Genomic DNA, 6,888 nt, shown 5'->3' with positions numbered 1-6,888 from the left:
CACGGGCACGCGGGGCTGCTGCACCTGGGCGCGTTCGGCACCGGCGAGCAGGCCGTGGACATGGCCGTGCGGCGCGCGGCCGAGGCCACCCTCGCGCTGATCGCCGGCCGCGCCCGGCTGGGGGCCTCGGCAGGCTGATCGCTCGATCGGTGGTCCGGTCTCGACCGGTGCCGCGAGGTCTGCGCCTGCCGTGACTAACCGGGTTGCGGAACGGGCTCGAGGACGACCATGGAGGCCACGTCCACCTTGGACTTCAGATAGCCGAACTCGTACATCAGGTCGGCCACCCGCTGGATCCGCTTGGGGTTCAGCGAGGTCGGGAAGGTGCCCATCGCCATGGTCATCACCGCCTGCTTGGGCGTCTGCGTGTAGAGCGGCACCACCTCGGCCAGCTCGGCGCGGTTGGTGGCGGCCAGGCGCTGGGCCTTGGCGACCGCGCGCTGGAAGGCGGCGGTGGTCTTCGGGTGCTTGCTCACCCACTCCGCCGTGCCGGCCCAGCCGTCGATCGGCAGCGCGTCGGTCGGGCCGGTGTTGGTGTCGAGCAGCAGCCGGGCGCCGGCCTGCTGGGCGGCCGACAGGAACGGCTCCACCATCCAGGCCGCGTCCACCTTCTCGCTCGTCAGCGCGCCCAGCTGTGCCTGGAAATCGATGGCGACGAACTTCACCTGTTTCGGCGTTACTTCATACGCCTTCAAATGGGCGCTCATGGACATGGTGCCCAGGTTGTTCAGGGAGTTGACCGCGATCGTCTTGCCTTTGAGGTCTTTGGGGGTCTGCAGCGGCGAGTCTTTGCGTACGACGACGCCGGCGATGCCGGGCGCGCCCTGCAAAGTATCTGAAAGGATCTTCAATTTGGCGGCGCCGCTGCCCTGGATGTTGATGAGGGAGACGTAACTGCCCTTGAATATGTCGATGCCGCCGTTGAGGATCTTCGGCATGACCTGCTGCGGGGCCTGGATGATCTCCGTCTTGACGGTCAGGCCCTCGGCCTTGAAGAAGCCCTTGCGATCGGCGATGAACACCGGCGCCGAGGAGGGAGTGGGGCTGACACCGATGGTCAGCGTGGTCTTCTCCAGGTCTCCCGGCACGCCCGGGTTCGCCGCGAGGGTGCTGCCGCCGCCGCACCCGGCGAGGGTGGCGGCGGCCAGGAACGCCAGGAACGCGCGAAAAGCAGAACCGGATTCCATTGAGGGTTTCTCCTTGGCGAGTCCACGCATCCGAAAGGCCGCCGGTGATCGTACAGCAGGATCTGCGGTAATTGCCATGAAATGTCATGAGTCATGACTCGGTGGAACATTACGGGTTGTCCAAAAGTGTCCTATTTCTGGCAACCTTGGGCAGATAGGAGGGATTCCAGGTCAATCGGCCATTCCAATGGATGTCACGGTCTTTGTAAGGTTGGCCTACCTCGTCGGTGTGTGCTCAAATTGCTCTTCGTCTCATGGCGCACATCACGCGCCTCGCATGCCGGCGTGCGTTCAGGCGACAGAGTGGGGAGCCAGTGACGAAGCAACCGACCGCGCGCCGCCCTCACCCCCGATTAGCGCACGTCCGCAGGAGGCAGAAGCGCAGGCTGCGACTGCGTGACTGGCGGGTGCGGGCGCGTCTCGTCGCCCTGATCCTCATCCCCACCGGGGTGGGCGTCGTGCTCGGAGCCCAGCAGGTGATCACCTCGTGGGCCGCGGCGGGCCAGTACCAGCGCGTGCTGGAGAAGGCCGAGCTCGGTGACACCGTCATCGAGCTGACCCACCAGCTCGCGCGCGAGCGCGACCTCGCGGTCTATTTCGTAGCCACCGGCCGTTCGGCCGCGCGCGCGGAGCCGCTGCGCCGGCAGTTCGCCCCCGTCGACGAGGCGGTCGCCGCCGTACGCGCGAAGGCCCAGACGATCACCCCCGACCACGGCGAGAGCGCCTGGACCATCACCCAGCAGATGATCAGCCGCCTGCCGGAGATCCCCGCGACCCGCGGCATCGTGCAGTCCACCCAGTTGCTCGCGCTGCCGGCGCTGACCAAGTACTCCCAGATCATCAACGCCTTCCAGCAGTTCCACGACCAGATCGCCCAGGGCGGCGATCAGGAGGCCCTGGGCAACAGCGTCCGCGCGCTGGCGGCCCTGTCCAAGGCGCACGACGCCGCCTCGCAGCAGCGCGGCCTGCTCGCCGCGGTGGCCTCGGCGGGCCGCTTCCAGAGCGGCGAGCTCGAACGCTTCATGGCCGCACGGGCCCAGCAGGAGAGCGAGATCGCCGTGTTCAGGTCGGTGGCCACGCTGGACCAGCTGCAGACCTACGACGACACCGTCACCGGCACGCTGGTGGACCGCGCCGAGGCGATCAGGCTGCGCGCGCTGGCCCAGGTCACCGAGGGCGGCCGGGTCGATCTCGACCCGGGCCGCGAGGACGACGCCGAGCGCTGGTTCGAGGCGATCAGCGGCACCGTGGACGGCATGTGGACCGTCCAGCGGCGGCTCGGCGAGTCGATCAACGTGCAGAGCCGCACGCTGCAGGACTCCGCCCGCCGCGACGCGCTGCTGGCCGCCACCTACAGCCTCCTGCTGCTGCTCGCGGTGCTGATGGTCACCGCCATCATGGCCCAGTCGCTGGTCAGGCCGCTGCGCCGGCTGCGCACCGAGGCCCTGCACATCGCCGGGGTACGCCTGCCCCGGACCGTGCGCTCGCTCCACGAGGCCGGCGACGAGACCACCGTGGCCATCCCGCCCATCGGGGTCGACTCCCTGGACGAGGTCGGCGAGGTCGCGCGGGCCTTCGACGAGGTCCACCGCGAGGCCGTCCGGCTGGCGGGCGAGGAGTCCAGGCTGCGCGCCAACGTCAACGCCATGTTCGTCAGCCTGTCCAGGCGCAGCCAGACCCTGGTGCAGCGGCAGATCAAGCTCATCGACGGGCTGGAGCGGGGCGAGCAGGACGAGCAGCGGCTGGCCAGCCTGTTCACGCTCGACCACCTGGCCACGCGCATGCGGCGCAACAACGAGAACCTGCTGCTCCTGGCCGGTCAGGAGCCTCCCAGGCGCTGGAACAAGCCGGTCAGCGTGGCCGACGTCGTACGCGCCTGCCTGTCGGAGGTGGAGAACTACGAGCGGGTCACGCCCCGGGTCGCCACCCGCAGCGCCGTCTCCGGGCAGGCGGTCAACGACATCATCCACCTGCTGGCCGAGCTGGTGGAGAACGCGCTGTCGTTCTCGCCCCAGACCACGTCCGTCGTCGTCACCGCCGCCGCCATCGAGGGCGGCGGCGCCGTGCTGTCCATCTCCGACAGCGGCATCGGCATGGTCCCCAACGAGCTCGCGCAGGCCAACGAGCGCCTATCCAATGTGCCCACGGTGGACGTGTCGGTCTCGCGGCGCATGGGGCTGTTCGTGGTCGCCCGGCTGGCCCACCGCCACGGCATCCGGGTGCAGCTGCACCTCAACGACTCCAAGGGGCTGACCGCGACGGTGTTCCTGCCGGAGGCGCTGCTGCAGCCGCCCGCCCAGCCGACGCCGGCGGCCTCCTTCGGGCGGCCGTTCGACATCTCCGACTCCTGGGTCACCCCTCCCCCGCCCGTGGTCCCGTCCCCACGGCCGTACTCGCCGGCCGTGGGGACGGGTTCGGCCGACTGGCCGTCGTTCGCCACCGACCCCGGGCCCGACAAGTCCTCGGCGGACTGGTCGGCGGCCTCCATCTGGCCGGGGATGTTCGACACGCCCGGGGCCAGGGCGCGCTTCGACCTCCTGCGCGGCGGCCCGGGCCCGGTCCCGGGAGGCCCGTCCTTCGGCGGCCCGACCCCAGGCCCGGTCCCGGAAAGCCCGGCGTTCGGTGGCGCGGCGCCGGGCCCGATCGCGGGCGGCCCGATCGCCAACGGCCGGGTCCCGGACGGGTCCGTCCCCGCCAGGGCGATCTCCGTGGACCCGCTCGGCACGGGGCTGGGCGTCGCGCCCGTCCCCGACCCCGACGGCTACCTGCCGATCTTCGCGGCGATGAAGTCGGCCTGGTTCAACCACGACACCTCCGACGGCGCCTGGAGCTCGCCCCAGGCCGACGCCGGGTGGAGCGCGGCCGAGGCCGCCGCCAGCCCGGCCAACGACGGCACCACCGCCTCCGGCCTGCCCAAGCGCGTGCCCAAGGCCAATCTGGTGCCCGGCAGCGCCGACAACCCCTCGGTGCCCAAGGGCGTCGCCCCCATCCCGCTGATCTCGCCCGAGCAGGTGCGCGACCGCATGGCGAGCTACCAGCAGGGGTTCCGAGCGGCCCGCGACGACATCTGCATGCGCAGCATCCCTCCCTTCGATGCAGGGAGCACGACCCGCGAGGAAGGCCCATGACCCGCAACAGCAACCTCGACTGGCTGATCACCGACTTCGCCCGGTCGGTCCCCGGCGTCGCCCACGCGGCGGTCGTCTCCTCCGACGGGTTGCCGCTCGCCGTCTCCGCCGGTTTCCCGCCCGAACGCGCCGAGCAGCTGGCCGCCGTCGCCTCGGGGCTGGCCAGCCTGACGCAGGGCGCGGCCACGCTGTTCGAGGGCGGGCCGGTCGTCCAGACCGCGATCGAGATGCAGCGCGGGCTCATGCTGAACGTGGCCATCAGCGACGGCTCCTGCCTGGCCGTGCTGGCCGCCCCCGACTGCGACATGGGTGTGGTGGCGTACCAGATGACGCTCCTGGCCGACCGGGCCGGACAGGTGCTCACCCCGGCCCTTCGCGCCCGGCAGTCCTGGTGAGCCCGCATGACCGACCCGCCCTGGGGCGGCGGCTGGCGGCCGCCGCCCGACCCCGACGAGCAGGACCAGGATTCGCCGGTCCGGCCCTACGCCGTCACCGGCGGGCGTACGGCGCCGCGTATCAAGCTGGCGATGGAGGCCCTGGTGTGCTCCGCCGACGCGCCGCCGCACACCTTCGCCCTGATCACGCCCGAGTACGCGGCCATCAGCGAGCTGTGCCGGCAGGTCCGGTCGGTGGCCGAGGTGGCGGCGGTGCTGCAGATCCCGCTCGGGGTCGCCCGCGTGCTGATCGCCGACATGGCGGCCGAGGGGCTGTTGCACCTGTACCACCCGCGCCTGCCCGGCGGGCGGCCGGAGGCCGGGCTGCTGGAACGGGTGCTCAGCGGGCTGCAGCGGCTCTGAGCCCGGCGCCCACCGGCTGACGGCCGCCTCACGCGCCGGCGGGACGGCCGGGCCAGGCGGCCAGCACCTCTTCGGCCAGTTCCGCCGCCGACCGGCCGTCGGTGTCGAGGCGGAGGTCGCCCGCTCCGGCGTGCTCCAGGGCCTCGGCCTCACGGGCCGCCCGTTCGGCGGCCCGCCGCAGGGCGCCGGGATCCAGCCCCTTCAGCTCGTCGCCGGGGATGGCCGGCCCTCCGCCCTGCCCGCGCAGCATCACCCGTTCTGCCAGCGTGCCGGGGCCGGCGTGCAGGCGGCACACCGTCAGCGCGGCTCCGGGGAGGGAGTCCGCGTAGGTGTCGAGGCCGGCGTCGCCGGAGACGATCAGGCAGCGGGCTCCGGCGGACCGGTAGCCGGACCACAGGGCGGCGAGGTTGGCCGCTCGGAGCCGCTGGGCGTCGTCGGTGACGGGACGGAGCACGCCGATCTGCTGGAGATCGACGTAGGCGGCCGGGACGCCGCTCCTGATGAGGCGCGAGAAGACCTCGTACGCGACCGTGGACTTGCCGACGGCGGTCGCGCCGGAGAACCACAGCACCGGCACCCGCGCGAGCGGCCATCCCCCGGCCCGGGCGAGGACCGTCCTGGCCGCCTCCGCGATCGAGAGCCCGTCGGTGTTCACGCACACGTCGGCGAAGTCCGTACGCTCCAGGGCCTCCGCGTCCGCCATGGCCTGCTCGACCAGGTCGGGACGCCAGCCCCTGGCGAGGAAGCGCTCCTTGAGCTCGGCCGGGCCGACCCGCAGCCGGCACAGCGTCAGCGCGGCGTCCGGGAGCAGGCGGGTGTACCGGCCGACCTCTTCGTCGGTGAAGACGAAGCCCGACAGGACCACGCACTGGGCGCCTTCCCGGCGGAAGTTCGGCCACATCGCCGCCAGGTGGCGCGCCCGTACGAGGTGCGTGCCGCCCTCGGGAAGCGGGTGGCACATGCTGATCTGGTCGCCGTCGACGAACGCAGTCCTGACGCCACTCCGGCTGAGCTGGTTGAACACCTCCCAGCCGACCGTCGACTTGCCGACGCCCGACGGGCCGCAGAGCCACAGCAGAGGCAGACGATCATCGCTCATCCACGCGACCGTAGTCGGCCCCCGCCCCGCCCGGCGACCCGTTTTCAGCCGGTGGGCGGGACGAACTCGGGCTGGTCGATCACGCGCAGCCAGCTCCCGTCCGGCTGGCGGCGTACGACCTGGGCCCGCGCCCCGGCCCCGTCCCTCGGCGGGGTGGAGGTGAGCGCGATGTCGCCGTGGATCAGCGTCGGCAGCGGCTGCTCGGGCTCGAAGTGCGGCCGCCCGGCCAGCACCTTCTCCCACAGCTCGCGGATCGCCTCCCGGCCCACCGTCTGGCTGCCGGGCGGGTAGGCCAGCACCGCGTCCTCCTCGTACAGCGCCGCCACCCCGGCCGCGTCACCGGCGTTGGACCGCTCGACGAACAGGCGGGTGATGTCCTCCGGCCGCATGGCCTTCTCGTGTTCCGTCATGGTCTCCACCCTGCCCGGCCACCTATCAGAAGTCCAACAGATGGTTCTGATGGAAGCTAGAATCTCCAGTTATGGAACTGAGGCAGCTGGAGTACTTCGTCGCGGTCGCCGAGGAGCAGAACTTCACCCGCGCCGCCGAGCGGGTGCACATCAGCCAGTCCGGCGTCAGCGCCCAGATCCGCCAGCTCGAGCGCGAGCTCGGCGCCGAGCTGTTCGACCGCTCGGGCCGCACCGCGACGCTGACCGTCGCGGGCCGGGCGGGTCGGG

The 6,888-nt window shown here is 71.8% G+C and carries 7 protein-coding genes; 4 read left to right on the top strand and 3 right to left on the bottom strand.

Going from position 1 to position 6,888, the window contains the following annotated elements:
* Window positions 1-194: 194 nt before the first annotated feature.
* Window positions 195-1,187, bottom strand: a complete 993-nt coding sequence (locus ACWDX9_RS57385) for an ABC transporter substrate-binding protein (protein WP_449971578.1) — start codon at window positions 1,185-1,187, stop codon at window positions 195-197.
* Window positions 1,188-1,501: 314 nt separating this feature from the next.
* Between ACWDX9_RS57385 and ACWDX9_RS57380 the strand changes: the two genes are divergently transcribed.
* The 3 genes from ACWDX9_RS57380 to ACWDX9_RS57370 are packed head-to-tail and all read left to right on the top strand — an operon-like array spanning window position 1,502 to window position 5,112.
* On the top strand, window positions 1,502-4,315 hold the full coding sequence (locus tag ACWDX9_RS57380) for a sensor histidine kinase (protein WP_449971576.1): 2,814 nt from the start codon (window positions 1,502-1,504) through the stop codon (window positions 4,313-4,315).
* Complete coding sequence (locus tag ACWDX9_RS57375) at window positions 4,312-4,710, top strand: roadblock/LC7 domain-containing protein (protein ID WP_185075126.1); 399 nt, start codon at window positions 4,312-4,314, stop codon at window positions 4,708-4,710. The genes ACWDX9_RS57380 and ACWDX9_RS57375 overlap by 4 nt, the downstream gene beginning before the upstream one ends.
* Before the next feature lie 6 nt (window positions 4,711-4,716).
* The gene (locus ACWDX9_RS57370; protein WP_397174762.1) at window positions 4,717-5,112 is read left to right on the top strand and encodes a DUF742 domain-containing protein; all 396 of its coding nucleotides are present in this window, start codon (window positions 4,717-4,719) and stop codon (window positions 5,110-5,112) included.
* A gap of 28 nt (window positions 5,113-5,140) precedes the next feature.
* Here the strand turns inward: ACWDX9_RS57370 and ACWDX9_RS57365 are convergent, their stop codons facing one another.
* Together ACWDX9_RS57365 and ACWDX9_RS57360 are read right to left on the bottom strand one after the other, a co-directional pair.
* Window positions 5,141-6,211: an adenylyl-sulfate kinase gene (locus ACWDX9_RS57365; RefSeq protein ID WP_449971573.1), complete on the bottom strand. Its 1,071-nt coding sequence runs from the start codon at window positions 6,209-6,211 to the stop codon at window positions 5,141-5,143.
* A 44-nt stretch (window positions 6,212-6,255) separates the two neighbouring features.
* Window positions 6,256-6,621: a YybH family protein gene (locus ACWDX9_RS57360; protein ID WP_449971571.1), complete on the bottom strand. Its 366-nt coding sequence runs from the start codon at window positions 6,619-6,621 to the stop codon at window positions 6,256-6,258.
* A gap of 71 nt (window positions 6,622-6,692) precedes the next feature.
* Between ACWDX9_RS57360 and ACWDX9_RS57355 the strand changes: the two genes are divergently transcribed.
* Window positions 6,693-6,888: LysR family transcriptional regulator (locus tag ACWDX9_RS57355; protein ID WP_449971569.1), on the top strand; the 196-nt coding region annotated here is incomplete at its 3' end.

Source organism: Nonomuraea sp. NPDC003201, assembly GCF_053590415.1.
The sequence above is the reverse complement of the archived record's forward strand: the minus strand, read 5'-3'. Positions and strand labels throughout refer to the sequence as shown.

Excerpts from the sequence above, each read along its gene's own strand:
- ACWDX9_RS57360 (WP_449971571.1), bottom strand. The coding sequence starts at position 6,621 with ATGACGGAACACGAGAAGGCCATGCGGCCGGAGGACATCACCCGCCTG.
- ACWDX9_RS57375 (WP_185075126.1), top strand. The coding sequence starts at position 4,312 with ATGACCCGCAACAGCAACCTCGACTGGCTGATCACCGACTTCGCCCGG.
- ACWDX9_RS57370 (WP_397174762.1), top strand. The coding sequence starts at position 4,717 with ATGACCGACCCGCCCTGGGGCGGCGGCTGGCGGCCGCCGCCCGACCCC.
- ACWDX9_RS57385 (WP_449971578.1), bottom strand. The coding sequence starts at position 1,187 with ATGGAATCCGGTTCTGCTTTTCGCGCGTTCCTGGCGTTCCTGGCCGCC.
- ACWDX9_RS57365 (WP_449971573.1), bottom strand. The coding sequence starts at position 6,211 with ATGAGCGATGATCGTCTGCCTCTGCTGTGGCTCTGCGGCCCGTCGGGC.